General features: G+C 59.4%; 16 protein-coding genes. 6 read left to right on the forward strand and 10 right to left on the reverse strand.

All coding sequences use genetic code 11. The features are described 5' to 3' along the window. The first annotated feature begins 37 nt into the window (after positions 1 to 37). Positions 38 to 283 carry a helix-turn-helix domain-containing protein gene (locus tag V8J83_RS09980; RefSeq protein ID WP_339986136.1) on the forward strand — a complete coding sequence of 82 codons (246 nt, stop codon included), beginning with the start codon at positions 38 to 40 and terminating at the stop codon, positions 281 to 283. Here the strand turns inward: V8J83_RS09980 and V8J83_RS09985 are convergent. The 5 genes from V8J83_RS09985 to V8J83_RS10005 form a co-directional block, all read right to left on the reverse strand. Further along, positions 280 to 1,563: a type II toxin-antitoxin system HipA family toxin gene (locus tag V8J83_RS09985; protein ID WP_339986137.1), complete on the reverse strand. Its 1,284-nt coding sequence runs from the start codon at positions 1,561 to 1,563 to the stop codon at positions 280 to 282. The genes V8J83_RS09980 and V8J83_RS09985 overlap by 4 nt on opposite strands. After that, complete coding sequence (locus tag V8J83_RS09990; RefSeq protein ID WP_339986138.1) at positions 1,563 to 1,811, reverse strand: helix-turn-helix domain-containing protein; 249 nt, start codon at positions 1,809 to 1,811, stop codon at positions 1,563 to 1,565. Before V8J83_RS09990 ends, V8J83_RS09985 begins: the two co-directional genes overlap by 1 nt. A gap of 92 nt (positions 1,812 to 1,903) precedes the next feature. Continuing rightward, positions 1,904 to 2,578, reverse strand: a complete 675-nt coding sequence (locus tag V8J83_RS09995) for a hypothetical protein (RefSeq protein ID WP_339986139.1) — start codon at positions 2,576 to 2,578, stop codon at positions 1,904 to 1,906. Continuing rightward, complete coding sequence (locus V8J83_RS10000) at positions 2,575 to 3,927, reverse strand: plasmid recombination protein (RefSeq protein ID WP_339986140.1); 1,353 nt, start codon at positions 3,925 to 3,927, stop codon at positions 2,575 to 2,577. The genes V8J83_RS09995 and V8J83_RS10000 overlap by 4 nt, the downstream gene beginning before the upstream one ends. Positions 3,928 to 4,164: 237 nt before the next feature. Then, on the reverse strand, positions 4,165 to 5,265 hold the full coding sequence (locus tag V8J83_RS10005) for a helix-turn-helix domain-containing protein (protein WP_339986141.1): 1,101 nt from the start codon (positions 5,263 to 5,265) through the stop codon (positions 4,165 to 4,167). 325 nt (positions 5,266 to 5,590) lie between these two features. Here V8J83_RS10005 and V8J83_RS10010 point away from each other — a divergent pair, with 325 nt between their 5' ends. Next, on the forward strand, positions 5,591 to 6,814 hold the full coding sequence (locus tag V8J83_RS10010; protein ID WP_439649780.1) for a Coenzyme F420 hydrogenase/dehydrogenase, beta subunit C-terminal domain: 1,224 nt from the start codon (positions 5,591 to 5,593) through the stop codon (positions 6,812 to 6,814). Positions 6,815 to 6,835: 21 nt separating this feature from the next. Here V8J83_RS10010 and V8J83_RS10015 read toward each other — a convergent pair whose 3' ends face one another. Then, positions 6,836 to 7,159 (reverse strand): BrnA antitoxin family protein, encoded by a 324-nt coding sequence (locus V8J83_RS10015; RefSeq protein WP_339986142.1) that lies wholly within the window; start codon positions 7,157 to 7,159, stop codon positions 6,836 to 6,838. A gap of 239 nt (positions 7,160 to 7,398) precedes the next feature. Here V8J83_RS10015 and V8J83_RS10020 point away from each other — a divergent pair, with 239 nt between their 5' ends. Then, entirely contained in the window at positions 7,399 to 10,422 is a 3,024-nt protein-coding gene (locus V8J83_RS10020) for an error-prone DNA polymerase (protein WP_339986143.1), read from the forward strand. A 3-nt stretch (positions 10,423 to 10,425) separates the two neighbouring features. Here the strand turns inward: V8J83_RS10020 and pip are convergent, their stop codons facing one another. Next, positions 10,426 to 11,415 (reverse strand): prolyl aminopeptidase, encoded by a 990-nt coding sequence (gene pip, locus V8J83_RS10025; RefSeq protein ID WP_339986144.1) that lies wholly within the window; start codon positions 11,413 to 11,415, stop codon positions 10,426 to 10,428. Positions 11,416 to 11,473: 58 nt separating this feature from the next. Here pip and ubiG point away from each other — a divergent pair, with 58 nt between their 5' ends. Further along, positions 11,474 to 12,220, forward strand: coding sequence for a bifunctional 2-polyprenyl-6-hydroxyphenol methylase/3-demethylubiquinol 3-O-methyltransferase UbiG (gene ubiG / locus V8J83_RS10030; RefSeq protein ID WP_339986145.1), 747 nt, complete (start codon positions 11,474 to 11,476; stop codon positions 12,218 to 12,220). A 27-nt stretch (positions 12,221 to 12,247) separates the two neighbouring features. Here ubiG and V8J83_RS10035 read toward each other — a convergent pair whose 3' ends face one another. Genes V8J83_RS10035 through V8J83_RS10045 form a run of 3 tightly spaced genes read right to left on the reverse strand, consistent with a single transcriptional unit; the run spans position 12,248 to position 13,781 of the window. Then, positions 12,248 to 12,691, reverse strand: a complete 444-nt coding sequence (locus V8J83_RS10035) for a MarR family winged helix-turn-helix transcriptional regulator (protein WP_339986146.1) — start codon at positions 12,689 to 12,691, stop codon at positions 12,248 to 12,250. Between the two features lie 56 nt (positions 12,692 to 12,747). Next, complete coding sequence (grxC, locus tag V8J83_RS10040; RefSeq protein WP_339986147.1) at positions 12,748 to 13,008, reverse strand: glutaredoxin 3; 261 nt, start codon at positions 13,006 to 13,008, stop codon at positions 12,748 to 12,750. A 38-nt stretch (positions 13,009 to 13,046) separates the two neighbouring features. Then, the gene (locus V8J83_RS10045; protein ID WP_339986148.1) at positions 13,047 to 13,781 is read right to left on the reverse strand and encodes a double zinc ribbon domain-containing protein; all 735 of its coding nucleotides are present in this window, start codon (positions 13,779 to 13,781) and stop codon (positions 13,047 to 13,049) included. Positions 13,782 to 13,819: 38 nt separating this feature from the next. Here V8J83_RS10045 and V8J83_RS10050 point away from each other — a divergent pair, with 38 nt between their 5' ends. Both V8J83_RS10050 and hemH read left to right on the forward strand, forming a co-directional pair. Further along, positions 13,820 to 14,689, forward strand: a complete 870-nt coding sequence (locus V8J83_RS10050; protein ID WP_339986149.1) for a methyltransferase domain-containing protein — start codon at positions 13,820 to 13,822, stop codon at positions 14,687 to 14,689. 10 nt (positions 14,690 to 14,699) lie between these two features. Further along, entirely contained in the window at positions 14,700 to 15,758 is a 1,059-nt protein-coding gene (hemH, locus tag V8J83_RS10055) for a ferrochelatase (RefSeq protein WP_339986998.1), read from the forward strand. The last annotated feature ends 218 nt before the right edge of the window (positions 15,759 to 15,976 follow it).

A 15,976-nucleotide genomic window follows, 5' to 3' on the forward strand; every position in this document is an offset into this window, starting at 1 on the left:
TTACGCGGCAAGGGCTTAGCCCGAATGGAGATGCCGCATGACCAGAAGTCTGCGAACGCCGGGGCACCAGGCGTTGATGCAGGTGCTGGTAGAAACAAGAAAGTCGAAAGGCGTTACACAACAGGAGCTTGCCGACCGCTTACAGCGACCGCAGTCCTATGTCGCCAAAATAGAAACTGGTGAACGACGGCTAGACGTTGTTGAGTTTGTAGAGTGGTTTCAGGCACTGAACGCCGATCCGAAAGCGGCGGTTTCAGCAATTTCGGATGTGGTGTCCGCTTAAGGTGCGAGAGCCGCCATCCGAGCTTCAACTCCTTCCCAGGTACATGCCATTAGGTCACGCGGAAAGTCCCCAGGGAGGGCACGTTCCGTCTCCGCCATAGCTGCCGGAATACGACCTAGAAGCTCATCAATTGCATTTTCAGCTAAGTCGCCCCCAAGCCCAACCGTTTTGGCCGTCTCAAGGAAGTGGCGTTTGACCACCTCGTTGATCCGATAGTGGTTCTGATCGCCAACGCACATTGCGAGGCGCATCCGATTATGGCGGATTTGTCCGTCGACCACTGCCTTCTGCGCCGTGAGGACGTCATAGAGCGGGGTCATGCGAAACCCGCCGCCGGGGCGCAGGGCAATGCTAAAGTTCTTCGCATGGCCATCGGTCGCCCCAAGTAGCCAGAAGACGATCTGTGCCGTGAAGAAAGCCAGACGGTCGTCGTTTGGGCCGTCACTCGCCGATAGCAGTTTCATACCGTCAGCGATGCCAGGCCCGCCATCCATCTGGTACTTTTGGCTTGGCGGGTAACCAAGCGCTTGGCAGAAATCCTCCTGCGGAAGGCGGATCAGCCTGCCATCGCGCGTCCAGCGCCTGTCGAACCGCGTGACCACCAGTGAGCGCACATCTTCGAAATCGGCGATCTCCACCTCGGCCACATCAAGCCCCATAGCCTTGCAGAACGTCATGCAGAGGAACTCATTCTCGACGCTGTCGGACAGGTTGATCCCGTTTGGCAGTACCCCGAGTTGTGTCTTCAGTATGTGGGTTGTCGGCGTCATGCCGACCGGCCTGATCCATTCTCCGTCTTTTCGCAGGAGCGCAGTTTTCTCCTGCGCACCGGCGAGTGAAATCCGAAAATCGTCATCGTCAATCCCTAGTGGAGCCGTGGCAAGGTTGCGGAGCACCTCTGCCACCTCTGCGTCCGAAACCGGCTCTCCTTCTAGACCTTTCGGCTCCGGAAGATCATTACCGACGACAAATCGTAAGGCCCCCACACAGTCGCGACCGATCTTTTCAAGGAGGTTGTAGGCATCCGTGCCGTCTGCTCCTGTCTTAGCTGCGACGCGTTCCCGGATCACTGGATTATCCGGCAAAAGGTTCTCCAGATAGGCAATGACCGGCGCACCCTGATGGACCTGCTCTTGCAATGGCAGGGACAGGGAGACGGGAAGCGTGTACTCCCATGCCAGCCAGTCCGGCGCATAGTGGAACGAAATCGCGCCGCTGCGCGCCATGTCGATCTCGCCCACATGGCGGCTGTTCAAAAGAACCGTCAGTCTGCGTGCCATCAGAAGATATCCTCGATATCCGGCTGATCCTTTCGTCGCTCACCGATCCGGAATTCCAGGCCGAGCGCCATCATGACTGCGAGGATCGTCTTGAGCTGCGTGCCTTCGTCGCCATTCTCGACCGAGGAGATCGTGGCAATGCGCAAGCCAGATAGCGAGCTGACCTCTTTCTGGGTCAGCCCTTTTGCTTTGCGGGCGCGCCGCAAGGCGGTGCCGATCTGTTCTGGTGTGCGGGCCAAGGTTTCCATGATGCGCTCCATTTACGCTGGAGCGTATATCTTGAGATTTTACGCTTCAACGTAAAAAATGAAAAATTACGCCATGGCGCAACAATTTCGCATCACTGGTTGAGCCTATACATTCGCCCATTGTAGCTGGCGATCTCTGATAGACCCGGCGCGCGCCAGGCCACAAGCTCGCTACCGTCTGGAACCACAAAGATCACGCGGCCACGGTATTCGACAAACTCCACGCCAACCCGGTCGCGCAGGTCCAATAATTCTTCCAGCGCAACACGAGTCGCATCGCGTTCATCCGCAATTTCAGAGAGCTCGGCTCCTACCTCGATAATCTGGCGCTCGATATCAGAGCGTCGGGTCGATATCTCAGATTGTAGTGCAGCCAACTCTGCATTGCCTTCCAGCCGCGCAGCCTCGATCTGGTCAGCGTAGAGGATGCGCAGGGCGTCGGCTTCGGCCCGTGCGGCAGTCTTCAAGTTGCTGCTTGACCATAGCGCAGCCACCAAGACCAATGCACCGAGCAAACCGGCGGCAGCAATGCCACCAATCAGAACACGTCGGGTGCCTATTACCCGGCTCTCAAGCGCGCTCATTTCCGCCTCAACGACCTGCATCTGGCCCTGAACAGTTGTCGCTTTGAAGGATGTGGTCCGCACAAGCTCTTGCAGTTCGTCAATTGCTTTGATCAGATCAGCGGCCTTCTGTGTTTGTGCCGTGCCTTCAAGCTGACGCTGCTGCCGAAGATAGGCGATCCGGTCATCTAAATCGTCGCTCATGGCTCAGCCCCCTGATCGAAAGGCGGTAGCTTGGGTGCAAGTTCTTCTTTCAAGTCCTGTTCTAAGTGAACGACTTGAACCCGAGGCAAAAGTGACGACACCTTCTGCCAGACCGAATGGATGACCATAATGGGTTTTTCGAGATACGGCTTGATGCCATAGTCATCGATGGTTTTGGCCAGATCCCGATCATCAATCGTGAAAGAGGACCGCTCTGGGTCGAGCTGAATAGTCCCGGTGAAAACCCCCGTGAGCACACGCACGGTGGCTTTGGCTACATCGCGAACGGTCCGTTTGACAACTCGTCGCTTCTCCAACTCAAAAGCACGCCGATCTTGCTCCAGCTCGGCCTGATGGGCTTCCGTCTTGGCCGTTTGACCAGCCAATTCCTCTCGAACCTTCTGGCGCAGCAGGTTGGCCTCTTGCTTTGCTGCTTCGACTTCTGCCCGGGAACGGTGCATTGAGCGTTTCTTTGCTTCTTCGGCATCTTGGTGAACCTGATCCACCAAAGCCATTTTTTCCGCTAGCTGTCTGGCTTTTCGTTCGGTCGCGTCCTCGAGTGCTTCTTGAAGCTCTGATAACTCCTCAACCCGTTTTTCCATTTCTTGGTGGAGCTTTGCATCCCGGCGCGCTTGCTCTTTGCGTTGCCGCCATTGCTCTCGCGAAAGTCGTTCCCGTTTGGGCCCTGTACGTGTGAGGCCGGAGGGCAGCCCCACTTCTTGAAAGTAGTGGTCCTGAATCTCACGTCCCTTCGCACGATAAGCGCGGTTGCCAAACTTGACGGCTTCTTGCGCAGGTTTGCCACTCTCTTTGGCTAGGGCCTCCGCTTCCTCTTTGACCTGCCACGCAGGATTCAATCGACGCGCGTTGCAGCCGGGGTCGTCCAGCGGCAACACGAAGGCATGCAAATGCGGATGCTGTTCATCGACATGCTCGATGATGGAGACCAGCTTGTCCCCAAAATGGTTTTTCAACCACCGAACATTGAATTCCATCCAACGCTTGTAAGCGTCACTCGCGGCTTGGTCCCCTTCGACGAGGTGGCGCGGCACAGGGTAAGAAGCGACCGCTGTGAGCAAGGTATGACGGTCCTTTCGAACCCCTCGCCGTACGGTCGAGCCTTCTTTCGTCACGACCTCGACAAAACCAGCCGCGACCATTTCATCGTGCATCTCAAGCACCTGAGTTGGGGCGAGGCCTTCGATGATTTTTGGCGCTTGGGGTTCGTCGACATGTTGAGAAAACTCGGGGCGGCGAGCGGCCTCATCAAGGACCTGCTGCACACTTTGCCCCGCCTTGTTGGCTTTGCGTGAGAAGGTTTGAAGGTGTACGAATTGGGGGCCTGCCATCGCTACACCCCCTGCGATGGCGCAACACAATACTGACCGACTATTGTGTTGGCGAGCAACACATCGGACAAGACGCTGCGCCCCTGTACCCAGCTTGCGGCTGCGCCGCCGGTCCCAAGTGGACCGAAGCCGCCTTCGGCGACTGCAACACCAGCCCGCGCCAGCCTTGTGGTGGGCGCGCGGTCTGATGTTGCGATGAGGTCTCGATGGTAAGTGAGGGCCTGTGGACACGCTAGCTCAGAGGCCATTTCTTTGACCTCCTTGGTTGCCGATCAGTTCCCCAAGCAGGCTGTTGACGATAGCGCCCCGGCGCGCCTCTGAGCGTGCCATTCCGATGAACGCGGCGGCGGCATCCCTGACCCGATAGGCGTCAGAGCGGTCTGAATTGCGATCAGCGATCATTAGGCACAGGGCGGTCCTTTCCTCGCCCAACGCCCCGCATTGTCGCTGCCAGATACCACCGCTTATCCCAAGTTGATCAGCCCGATCTCTGGCAGCCAATTGGACCGATTGCCAGCTAAGGCGGCTTCGGTTGTCGAACGCGTTCCAATAGAGCTCGATGATCTCTCGCAGCGGTTCGCTGGCCAGCAGCGCCACCTGTGCAGGTGTTGTCCGGATCGGCGGAACATCATCCTGCCCGTCAGGCCTACAGGTTTTGTTGATATTTTCCTTACTTGTATTGAGTGCGGGTGAAATGTCGCACTGGTGGGACTTTTCACCCCTACCGATCTGCACAGAAAAATCCTCCCAGACAGCTTCCAGCGCCTCGGCTACCTGCCGCAGTCGCTCAAAGCTCTGAATGGTCGACGGACGGCGATTGGGCAAAACCTCCTCGGCGGCCTGAGTTGCAACACCGGAACACAGCCTACGGATGTCACCGAACAGCTTTTTGATCCGGCAGCGAAGCCGTTCGGCCTCTTCCTCTTCAAAGGCAGCCTTTTGAGCCGCAGCTTGAATCTCGGCTGCCCGCGCAATCAGAGGTGCCAGGTTGATCCCAAACTCATTGCCGATCTTGCCGTCTCTGCGGGAGCCAGCACGGCGACTGTGGTCAGAGGCCGTTTTCGCTAGCAGCCCACGCTGTACCAGATCACCTTCGATGCGCGCGATTTGTCGCCTGTCCAGTCCAGCCTGAGCCGCGATTTTCGTGACAGATGTCCAGAAACTGCAAATCCGACCAGCGACGAAATCTTCGTCCATGGTGTTGGAGATTGCCACCTTCAGGTAGGCGATTGCGCCCTTGCTCAGACCCAGCTGACGACGACCGCGCTCGATCAATCCAAAGAACTGCCAACGCGTCAAACCATCCGGCAAACCGCCATGTGTGAGGTGCTGCGTCATACCCGCACCTCACACACCAAGCTTGCGGGATTTAGTGCGTTCTGGTATTCAGGTCTGGCATTGATCTTTTGTTTGTCGTCGGATGGGGCTGCAACCCCTCCGGCGATTTTCTTTTTGGAGGTCGGCCCCTCCAAAAAGTTGGAACCCCGCCTTGTAAGCCCTTGATTTCCTATAACGGCGGAAGTTGGAACTTTTCCGACTAAGGCATTGATACTTCGAAATGCACCCCGTTCTGCCGGGGTCGCCAACGCTTGCGCTCTGTCATGTTTTGTTGACACACCCCCCGTATCGGCGGAGTATAAAGTGCTGTTCAGGGGCGCTTATATTGGCCAAAGACTTCAAGAAAATCAGTATTTTTGCCCCGGAGCTCGGCGGTAAGGCGCGCGACGGCCTGTGCACGGATTGCGGGATAAGCCGCATGGGCGACGGTAAAGCGTGTGGCAAAGCCTGCCAGTTTATTCAGCCGGATTACCCAACATCCGAACGTCGGGTCCACGGTCGCATTGCCGGTGCAAATGTTGGCGAAGAGGCGTTCTTTGGGGTCACGCGTTCCATGCAGCGCGCGCGGATGGCCGTGCCGGCCGAGGGGGCGCAGTGGACGGGCATCACGACAGAATTGGCCGCGGAGCTGCTGCGGTCGGGGGCTGTGACCGCCGTTCTCGCGGTGGCGCCGGACCCGGACGATCGGTGGAAGCCGATGCCGGTGATCGTTACCCATCCCGAGGACCTCGCGTCATGTCGTGGGATGCGGATGGGCTACGCCCCGACGCTGGCAGCACTGGAACCGGCGATAGCGGACGGACATCGACGCATCGCGGTGATCGGCATCCCATGTCAGGTTTACGCGCTTCGGCAGATCGAGGCCGAATTGGGATTGGAGCGGCTGTATGTCATTGGAACTCCTTGCTCGGACAATACGACGACCGAAAATTTTCATCATTTCCTCAGTCTTTTGGACGACCACCCAGAGGCCATCAGCTACCTGGAATTCCGGGCCGATTATCGCGTGGAATTGCGGTTCGACGATGGGCGCAAGCCGCGTGTGGTGCCGTTTCTAAGCCTGCCGATCAGTCAGCTTGCCGATGATTTCTTCCCGCTAACCTGCAAGACCTGCGTGGATTACACCAACCGCTTGGCGGACATCACAGTCGGTTACATGGGCGGCGACGGCGATCAATGGGTGATCACGCGCAACGCGCGTGGGACGGAAATGCTGGACGCGCTTGGGGATCGGCTCAAGGTCAAACCGTTGACCGACAAGGGCAAGCGGGAGGGCGCCGTGAAAGGCTTTCTTGCGAATACGGAGCGCGCCGCCGGCGGGATGCCATTGCGCGCGATGCCCGATTGGCTGCGGCCCGTGGTGTCCTTTCTGCAGCCGCGCATCGGGCCGCGTGGCTTGGAGTTTTCGCGCGCTCGGGTGGAGATGAAGGCCATTGAGAGCATCCTGCACCTGCGTCGCGCGCATCCGGCACGGGTCAAGAATATGGTGCCGGATCACGTCTGGCAGGTGGCCGAAAAGTACGGTTTGACGCGGCAAGACGGCGAGTAAGGTCGCCGCCATGCGGCACAATCACTTGCGCTTCTTGCACTCTGCATCGACATGGTCACGCAAGACAGCATGCATCCGCGTTAGGTGACCTGGACCTTCCTCCTTGAAGAAGGCGATGATGTCCGGATCGACCCGCATGTTGACCTGCTTCTTGGTGACGGGTTTGGCATCGGCGTCGTCCTCGTTCGGCGGAACCTTTGCAAACGAGGTATCGTCCATAGTCGGGTTGGTCAGAACGAGGGGGGCGTCTTCCACCTTGGGCTTGGGCTTGGTCTTGGTCTCACCCTGGCCGACCAGGCGACGCAAAACCTCAAGAGAGGCGGTATCTGTATCTTTTTCAGCCACGTCGCACTCCTGTTTCAGGTTGTGATCAATCGGACCGTTTTGCTGCGATTGTATACACAGCGCGATCAATGAAGATCTTCAATTCGTGTTATTTAATAATGCGTTGAGTCACCAAATTTATGCGGGACCCGGGAATCATCTTTGCAGTGCCATACCTGTATATACATGGTGCACTAAAAACTCAACTGCATCTCATAGCGACTCCAAATGAGAACAAAACATGAATATACTTCTATGCTATGGGATTCGCCGAACTGAGCATCACCTCCAATTTTACCTTCCTGACGGGCGGCTCTCACCCTGACGAATACGCGCAGCGCGCGACCGCTCTCGGGCTGGACGCGATTGCGATTGCCGATGAAAACTCCGTGGCTGGTGTTGTCCGCGCATGGTCGGAGTTGAAGAAGATCGAGGCCGAGATCGCGGATGCAAGGCAGGCCGCCAAAGATCCCATCGGTCCACCTCGGCCCGCCCACGTCCCGCCTGCGCCACGCGCACCGATTGATCACGTTCCACGCCTGCTGCCCGCCAGTCGGCTGGTATTCGCGGAGGGCATCGAGGTCACGGCCCTGCCCCGCAACCGGACCGGTTGGGCAAACCTGTGTCGGTTGCTATCGACCGGTCGACTGCGGACCGAAAAAGGCGCCTGCGATCTGCGGATTGACGACCTTCTGGCGCGACACGATGGGCTGGAGTTACTACTGCATGCACCGGCTCGGGTCACCACGGGATGGCTCAAGGAGGCAAAGCGGGTTGCGGGGCTCGGGCCCTTGCTGTGCCTATCGCCGATTTACGACGGACAGGATCGGAGGCGGTTTGCAAGCCAGGCGCGCCTCGCCAAAAGCCTGGGGCTTGAGACCGTCGCCTCAGCCAGGCCGTTGATGCACCACGGTGGGCGGCGGCGCCTGACCGATGTGCTGACCTGTGTGCGCCTGGGCCTTCGCGTGGAGCAGCTTGGCACCGCGGCCCAAGCCAATGCAGAACAACGCCTGCGCAGGCCGGAGGACATGGCGCGCATCTTCAAAGGCCATGAAGACGCGGTGGCGCGCACGCTTGAAGTGGCCGCGCGTTGTCAGTTCGACATTCAAAGCCTGCGCTACGAATATCCGTCCGAGATCACCGAGGACGAAACCGCCAGCGAACGGTTGGCCCGGCTGGCGCAGGCGGGTCTGAACTGGCGTTACCCGCAGGGCATCCCGGATTATGCGCAAAGGCAGATGGAGCATGAACTGCGCCTGATCGGGAAGCTGGGGTATGAGCCCTATTTCCTGACGGTCCATGACATCGTGAAATTCGCCCGCTCGCGTAACATCCTGTGCCAGGGGCGCGGGTCGGCGGCCAATTCGATCACCTGTTTTGCATTGGGTGTAACCAGCGTCAGCCCCGAGATCGGCACAATGGTGTTCGAACGTTTCGTCAGCGAGGCGCGCAATGAGCCCCCCGATATCGACGTCGATTTCGAACACGAGCGCCGCGAAGAGGTGATCCAGCATATCTACGAGCGCTACGGACGGCACCGCGCGGGGATCTGCGCCACGGTGATCCATTATCGTGGCAAGCGCGCGGTGCGTGAGGTCGGCAAGGCGATGGGGTTGTCCGACGATGTTTTATCCGCGCTGAGCAGTCAAATCTGGGGATCATGGTCAAAAACCGCGCCGGAGTTCGAAAGGCTGGCCGAGGTCGGGCTGGACCCGACCAGCCCGCGCCTGCAGCAAACCATCCGCCTGATCGCAGAGGTCATCGGCTTCCCCCGCCACTTGTCGCAACATGTCGGCGGCTTCGTGATCACCGAGGGGCGGCTTGATGAACTGGTACCGATTGAAAATGCCAGCATGGCGGATCGCACGGTCATCTGCTGGGACAAGGATGATATCGACGCGCTGGGTATCCTGAAGGTGGATGTTCTGGCGCTGGGGATGCTGACCTGCGTGCGCAAGGCATTTGATTTGCTGAAAAAGCATCATCAGATCGAGTATACCTTGGCGAGCCTGCCACCCGAAGATCCCGTCACCTATGACATGCTGTGTGCCGCCGACAGCCTGGGCGTGTTCCAGGTGGAAAGCCGGGCGCAGATGAATTTTTTGCCCCGGATGCGGCCCCGGTGTTTCTACGATCTGGTCATTCAGGTCGCGATCATCCGGCCCGGGCCGATCCAGGGCGACATGGTGCATCCGTTCATCCGGCGGCGAAACGGCGAAGAGCCGGTGGAGTTCCCGTCCGACGAGCTGGGGCGGGTGTTGGGCAAAACGCTTGGCGTGCCCCTGTTTCAGGAACAGGCCATGCAAATCGCCATCACCGGCGCAGGTTTTACCCCCGATGAAGCGGACCGGCTGCGGCGGTCACTTGCGACGTTCAAGAAGCATGGCAACGTGTCGGAGTTCCGGACCCGGTTCCTGAAGGGGATGGGTGAAAAGGGCTATGACCGCGACTTCGCAGAGCGGTGTTTTTCACAGATCGAAGGGTTCGGATCGTATGGGTTCCCCGAAAGCCATGCGGCAAGTTTCGCGCTGCTGGTTTATGCGTCGAGCTGGCTGAAATGCCATCATCCCGGCATCTTCGCCTGCGCGCTTCTCAATGCGCAGCCGATGGGGTTCTACGCCCCCGCCCAGATTGTACGCGACGCCCGCGAGCACGGGGTGGAGGTGCGGCCCGTTTGCGTGAACCAATCCCAATGGGACAACACGATGGAGCGGACGGAAGCGGGAGATCTGGCGCTGCGTCTGGGGTTTCGGCAGATCAAGTCAATGCGCGAGGACGAAGCCGATTGGATCGTGGCGGCGCGCGCCAATGGCTACCGCGCGGTGGATGATGTGTGGCGGCGCGCAGGCGTTGAGGCGCGCATGCTGACGGTTCTGGCCGAGGCGGATGCGTTTGCGATTCTGGGCCTGTCGCGCCGCGATGCGCTTTGGGCGGCCCGTGCCTTGACGCCCAAGAAGGAATTGCCGCTGTTTGCGGGCGATCTGGATGGCGAGGGAATCGTGGAGCCCGCCGTCTTGCTTCCACAGATGAGTGAGGGCGAAGAGGTGGTGGAGGATTACGTCTCGATGCGGTTGACGCTCCGCACGCATCCGGTGGCCCTGATCCGGGATCGGCTCAGCCCGCGGATCGATCCGCGTTTGTTGGAGCCCGCACCAGCCCGAAAGGCACCCATCCGGCAGGATTTTCCCAAACCCCAAGGCACGCTGCCACCCGTACCGGTGGAAGCGATTGGCGAGAAATTTCCCGTAGGTCGTGTGGAAAGCTGGGGCAGTCGAAAGGGGTAAGCGTCACAGGCCGTATTTCGGCCGCTTCTCTCCAACCGATTTCATCACCCGCACAAGTTCCTGACTGATGCCCGGCTCGCTCAGCGCGTGGCCAGCGGTACGGATCATGTGAAGACGTCCCGAAGACCAGACACGGTCCAAGGCATGGGCCGAGGCAGGCGGACAGATCATGTCATAGCGCCCCTGCACGATGGTGCCTGGGATCTGGGCAATGCGGTGGGCATCGCGAAGGATTTGACCGTCTTCTTCGAGAAACCCCTTATTGACGAAATAATGGTTTTCAAGCCGCGCAAAGGCGCGTGCGTAATCAGCAGGGCTTTCGCCGCCGTGCCCATCACTTTCCATGCTGGCCAAGGCATTCTCCCACGATGCCCAAGCGCGGGCAAACCGGGTTTCAAGCATCAGATCGCCGGAAAAAAGCCGCCGGTTGTAGGCCGCGATCAGGTCCCCATGCTCTTCTTCGGGCACCAGGCTGACGAAACGTGCCCATTGATCGGGCCAGAACTGCCCGGCGCCACCGCCATAGAACCAGTCCAGTTCACGCTGCATCGACAGGAACACACCGCGAAGGGCGAGGTAGGCAACCGCATCGGGATGCGCCTCGGCATAGATCAGACCCAGTGTCGCCCCCCAGCTCCCGCCGAAGACGGCCCACCGCTCGATCCCGAGCGTATGCCGAATACGCTCAATATCCGCGACGAGGTGCCAGGTCGTGTTCTCGTTGGTCGACGCATGGGGCCGAGAGCGTCCGCAGCCACGCTGATCAAACAGGATGATCCGCCAGACCGACGGATCGAAATACCGCCGCATCGCAGGGCTGCATCCACCGCCAGGGCCGCCGTGCAGTACCACAACCGGTGCGCCGCGCGGGTTGCCGCACTGCTCGACATAGACGTGATGACCATCGCCCACATCCAGCATGCGCTGATCGAACGGGTCGATTGGGGGAAACAAATGCGCGGCTGCGCGCTTTTGGCCGGAGAACTTGTCCATGCCGATCCTATATAGAGCGTCACGAGCAAAAGCGTGACCAAAGTTTGAGGGGATGTCCATGAGCACCGCGCCACAAACCACCGTCGATGACGCCGAAGTCGCCAAATTCGAGGCGATGGCCGCAGAATGGTGGGACACTGAGGGCAAATTCAAGCCGTTGCATATGCTCAACCCGACACGGCTCGACTACATCACCAGCCAGATCGCAGCGGAATACGGGCGCGACCTGACGCAAGATGCGCCGTTTGCCGGTTTGCGTATCCTCGACATTGGCTGCGGCGGCGGCCTGCTGGCCGAACCGATGGCACGTCTGGGCGCAGATGTTGTGGGCGCGGACGCGGCGGAGCGGAACATTCCCGTGGCCCAGATCCACGCGGAACAATCCGGGCTTGAGATCGACTACCGGCACACCACTGCCGAGGCAATGGCGGCAGACGGTGAGCAGTTCGATGTCGTGCTCAACATGGAAGTGGTCGAACATGTCTCAGAACCGCTGGCGTATCTGACGGCGTGTCAGCAATTGCTGAAGCCTGACGGGCTGATGGTCTGCTCGACCCTGAACCGGAACCCGAAAAGCTATCTGATGGCGATCATCGGGGCGGAGCACATCATGCGGTGGCTTCCGAAAGGCACGCATGAATGGTCGAAATTCATCACGCCGGATGAGTTGTTCGACCTGATCCGGCAAGCGGGCCTCGACCCGGTGGATCGGAAAGGCTTCGTGTTCAACCCCGTGCTGTGGACCTGGGGCATCAGCGATCGCGACATGAGCGTGAATTACGTGACGGCGTCGGTGAAGCGCTAGAGCCTGCCTGCTTTTGCGATGCGTGGTTTAGTCCTCGCCCTCAAGCTTGATGCGCATCTCGCGTAAGACGGGAAGGGTGGAGCGCACGCGCTCTGCCCCGATCTCAGATACGGCTTCCGACAGAATCGGAGCGATAGCGGAAATCGCGGCATCCCGTGCGCGGCGACCTGCGGGGCTGATCGAGATCATCTTGCGCCGTGCATCGTCCCAATCAGGGCGCACATGAATATGACCCGCCCATTCCAATCGGTTCAGCGTGTTCGTCATCGCACCGCGGGTCAGGTGAAAGGCGCGGGCCAGTTGGGCCGGAGACTTTTCTTCGTTGCCGCGAGCCAGGTGGTTCAGGACCGAAAAATGGCTCAGCTCCATGCCCTTTGGTAATGCCTTGGACAAGCGGGCGCGGGCCAATTGATCGACCATGAAGACTTCGCTGAACAACGCGACGGAAAGTGGGTCATCGGCATGCGACATGAGCGGGATATGACGCCGCAACGCGGCATGACACAAGTCTCAAAGGTGCCGCAGCGTCAGTCAGCCGCGAGCATCGGATCAAGCTTTCCGTTTCGCTCCAGCGCGGCCATGTCATCATAGCCGCCGATATGCTGATCACCGATGAAAATCTGCGGCACGGTGTGTCGACCACTGGCGCGGGCCATCATTTCCTGCCGCTTGGCGGGATCCGCCGCGACGTCAATCTCGGAATAACTGATGCCCTTTTCGGTGAGCATGCGTTTTGCGGCGTGGCAATAACCGCAGAGCGGCGATGTATAGATTTCGATCTGCGTCATGGTCCTGACCCGTTATCAAACGTTAACTAAACGTTAGCCTAGGCGTCGCGGCCCACCCGCGCCAGAGCCAGAACAGACACTTTTTCGGCACCCGCCGACCGGCAGGCTTCGGTCGCTGCGGCAAAGGTTGCGCCGGACGTCATCACATCATCGACCAGCACAACCGAACGCCCGCCCATCGCCCCCCCGCGTCGGGGGTGGGCGATCATCGCTTCATCCACATTCTGGTACCTTGCATCGTGATCGCGGCCCTCCTGCGTCGGCGTCGGGCGGACACGAAGAAGAGCCATCGGCTCCACCTCAAGGGGTTTGGGCGTATGACGCACCAGCGCCCACGCAAGAAGCGCGGATTGGTTGAAACGTCGGCGCGCAAGGCGTCGCCAATGCAGCGGGATCGGAACGATGATCGGACTGTCGTCAAACAGATCAGCACCGGCATGGGCCAACCAAGGGCCAGCCGCGCGCGCGATATCGGCACGGTCGCCGTGCTTCATCGCCAACACCAACTTGCGCCCCACACCTTCGTAGCCGAACACGGCGCGCCCGTGATCCCAAGGCCGGGCCAAGGCTTCACATTCCGTGCAAATCAGCGCTTCTGGTCCATCGCGGCTTTGTCCCGGCAACCCCGTGCCGCATAGATCGCAGGCCGCGCCCGAAATGAACGCCGTCTCGGCCCAACAATCCCCACAGATTGCAAAGGGGTCCTCTACGCGGTCAGCACAACTCAGGCATTCCGGTGGAAAGACCGTGTGGAGCATGGATTGCAATCTCATTTGTGACCCCTAGGTTGCGCCCGGATACGGACACCGGAATGAACGTCGTGCGCGAAGATCGCCCTCACCTGACCGACGCCAGAGCCCTCGCCGCGCATCGCAAGCGCACCGAGAATGATCCCGCGCGCTTCCTTCATGACGAAGCCATGCTGGAACTGCAGGAAAGACTCATCGACGTTAACAGAAGGTTTAAGTCCGCTGCGATTGTGACCGGTTTTCCGAAAATCTGGCGCGAATTTCTCCCAGAGGCGAAGTGCGTTGCGGCCGGAAACACTCTTGAGTTGAAAGCCGCCGCGCATGACCTGGTGATTCACGCCATGTCACTCCATTGGGCGGATGATCCCGTGGGGCAGATCGTGCAATGCCGCCGTGCATTGAAGCCCGATGGATTGTTCCTCGGGGTCGGCTTCGGCGGTGCGACATTGACCGAATTACGCGCCGTCATGGCAGAATCCGAAGCGCAGGTGATGGGCGGCATCAGCCCGCGCGTGGCGCCGATGGCCGAAGTGCGCGACATGGGCAGCCTTCTGCAACGCGCGGGGCTTGCCCTTCCGGTCGCCGACAGCCTGCGCAAGACCGTGACCTACGTGAACGCAATCGCCTTGATGCACGACCTTCGCGCGATGGGCGAAGCCAACGCTTTGGTGGATCGGCATCGCAGTATTCCGCCCCGCGCGCTTTTCCCGACGGCAGCCGCTCTTTATGCCAAAAAACACTCTGCCGAAGAAAATCGCATCCAAGCGACCTTCGAGCTCGTATTCCTTACAGGATGGGCGCCACACGAAAGCCAGCAGCAGCCGCTGCGCCCGGGTGCCTCGACACACCGCCTCGCGGATGTACTGGGGGTCCAAGAATTTGACGAAACCGCCAAACCGGTCCATGACCGGCCTGACGACGAAAGCCTGTAAGCCGATGAACATGATGCAAGCCAGCCCCGCGCCAGTGCTCGAACATGCCCCTGCCGATCACCCCCGGGTGAAGATGGGTAAGGTGGGCGTTCTTCTGGCCAATCTGGGCACGCCGGACAATTACGATTACTGGTCGATGCGCCGATATCTGAACGAGTTTCTCAGCGACAAGCGGGTCATCGATTACAGCCCATGGATCTGGCAGCCGTTGTTACAGTTGATCATCCTGACCAAGCGGCCGTTTTCATCCGGCGCGGCCTACAAGTCGATCTGGAACGAAGAGGCGGGGGAAAGCCCGCTGATGACGATCACCAAGGATCAGACAGCGAAGATGACCGCGCTGATGAAAGAGCGCTACGGCGACGACGTGGTTGTCGATTTCTGCATGCGTTACGGCAACCCGTCGACCAAATCCAAGGTAGATGAGCTGGTCGCGCAAGGCTGCACCAAGATCCTGTTTTTTCCGCTTTATCCGCAATATGCAGGCGCGACATCAGCCACCGCCTGTGATCAGTTTTTCCGCAGCCTCGAAAACATCAAATGGCAGCCGCAGGTCCGCACGGTCGAGCCCTATTACGAGCATCCGCTTTATGTTGAGGCTCTGGCGCAGTCGATTGAGCGCGCCTATGGCAAACTTGAGAAGCGACCCGATGTGCTGGTCTGCAGCTACCACGGGGTGCCGAAGCGGTATCTGATGGAGGGCGATCCCTACCATTGCCAGTGTCAGAAAACGACGCGCCTTCTGAAAGAGCGTCTGGGCTGGTCCGATACCGATATTGTCACGACGTTCCAGAGCCGGTTCGGGCCGGAAGAATGGCTGAAGCCGTATACGGTTGAGGAAGTGGCCAATCTGGCCGAACAGGGCAAGAAGCGGATCGCCGTCTGTGCACCGGCCTTTAGTGCGGATTGCATCGAGACCCTCGAAGAAATCAACGAAGAAATCCGCGAAAGCTTCGAGGAAGCCGGCGGCGAGGAATTCACCTATATTCCGTGCCTGAATGACGATGACGCACATATGCGCGCGCTATCGACTGTGGTTGAAGAAAACCTGCAGGGCTGGATCGACTGACACCGCTTGAGCGGCAATCATCAACGATTTCCACCCCCGATGTACCGTTTGGTTTGTCGGGGGTTTTCTTTGCTCAGCGCTTTAGGTTGAGTTTCAGGCCATCACACCCGAGCCAACGGGCCGTCCGGTGAAAAGCTGTTCTCCTACCCGAACGGTCACCATGCCGTTGGCCAGCTTCCGAACAAAGTTTCCTTGAATGGACACACAGGTCCCGATGA

Origin of the sequence: Gymnodinialimonas ulvae (assembly GCF_037543845.1) — a bacterium.
Taxonomy (GTDB): domain Bacteria; phylum Pseudomonadota; class Alphaproteobacteria; order Rhodobacterales; family Rhodobacteraceae; genus Gymnodinialimonas; species Gymnodinialimonas ulvae.